Origin of the sequence: Desulfovibrio sp. 1188_IL3213, from assembly GCF_036763145.1 — a bacterium.
Lineage (GTDB): Bacteria > Desulfobacterota > Desulfovibrionia > Desulfovibrionales > Desulfovibrionaceae > Desulfovibrio.
In genome coordinates this window covers 1-1,275 of the sequence record NZ_JBAIYR010000554.1, presented here as the reverse complement: position 1 = coordinate 1,275, position 1,275 = coordinate 1, and the positions used below count along the sequence as shown (strand labels likewise).

The following is a 1,275-nucleotide window of genomic DNA, read 5'->3' as shown; positions in this document are numbered from 1 at the left end:
TTCCCGGTATCTCTGCGTCGAACTTCGTCTTTTATTCCGGTCGAGTACCATAAGAGTACACTCGCTGCATAAAAGGCTCGTTCTCCTTGATATACCAAGGAAATTCATCTCGTGACGACACTGCCTAGAGGAGTTTGATTACATGGCTCAGGCAGAAAACGATCTTTCTCCTGCTTTGGAAAATTATCTGGCTATCATTTTCAAACAAGAATTCGCCACAGGGGCGTGCCGCCCCAGTGACATAGCCGAAGCGGCCAAAGTTGCCCGTCCCTCGGTGACCAATGCGCTGCGCACGCTTGCCAAGCGGGGCTACATCAGCTACGCGCCGTACAGCCTTGTGAACCTGACGGAAAAGGGCCTTGCCGCCGGGCAGCGTCTGGCCCACAGGAACATGGTTTTGCAGGAGTTTTTTCTGACAGTGCTGCAACTGCCCGAAGAAACCGCAGCCAATGTGGCCTGTATGCTCGAGCACGTCATTCCTGATGACGTGATGCTGCGCTGGCGGCTGTTCATGCTTTACATGCGTCACACCATGCCGCAGTGGGCGGATTGGCAGGAAAAAAGCATTGCCCTGCGCGAAGAACATTCGGCGCAAAAACACCGCTTGCCTGAAGGCGGCGAAGCGCCCCCGGCCATAGTGCACCGCCGCGATTTTGTGGAAGAAGGGTAGCGCTGTTCGCGACAGCACAGGCTGACTGCGCTGCAAAGATTTTTGTAATATCCTTGTCACGGAATGCGGGCAGGCTTTTTTCTGCCGGGCGTGAGATTTTCTGGGGTGAGCTGCCGCGTCGGCTCAAGAATGCCTTTTGCCATGCCGGGGCGTTGCCTCGCCATGCCCGGTTTTCGACTTGCCATGCCGGGTCTTTGCCCGGAGCCGGCGACCGTGTGCGCCAGATTCCGGGCTTGCGTCCCGACATTTTTCACGACAGGAGCAGTCTATTTCAGTTTGTATTCCACAGGAACGCACACGCTGAAAGCGGCCCCGCGCACGCCTGTGTCCAGTCCCGCCAGTTTTTCTCCCAACTCTCTGGTGGCACTGTCGAGAGACGCCTGACCGCTGCTTTTCTGCAGGCTGCTGACAGTCACGCGGCCCTGTGCGTCCACGCTGACCAGCAGCATCGCCAGCCCTTCCGCTCCGATACGACGTGCCTGCTTGGGATAGTTCTTGTATCTTTCCACAGCATTGACGATTTTGCTCAGGGCCATGTTGCGTGCCGTGGCGGGAACATCCGTGCTGCCGCCCACAACGCCACCCACGACACCTCCGGGAACCCC

The 1,275-nt window shown here is 57.5% G+C and carries 2 protein-coding genes; one reads left to right on the top strand and one right to left on the bottom strand.

Annotated features, from left to right (window positions below; all coding sequences use genetic code 11):
• Positions 1 to 142 precede the first annotated feature (142 nt).
• Entirely contained in the window at positions 143 to 670 is a 528-nt protein-coding gene (locus V6C16_RS13530; RefSeq protein WP_333536690.1) for a metal-dependent transcriptional regulator, read from the top strand.
• Positions 671 to 936: 266 nt separating this feature from the next.
• Here V6C16_RS13530 and V6C16_RS13525 read toward each other — a convergent pair.
• Positions 937 to 1,275: TonB family protein (locus V6C16_RS13525; protein WP_333543473.1), on the bottom strand; the 339-nt coding region annotated here is incomplete at its 5' end.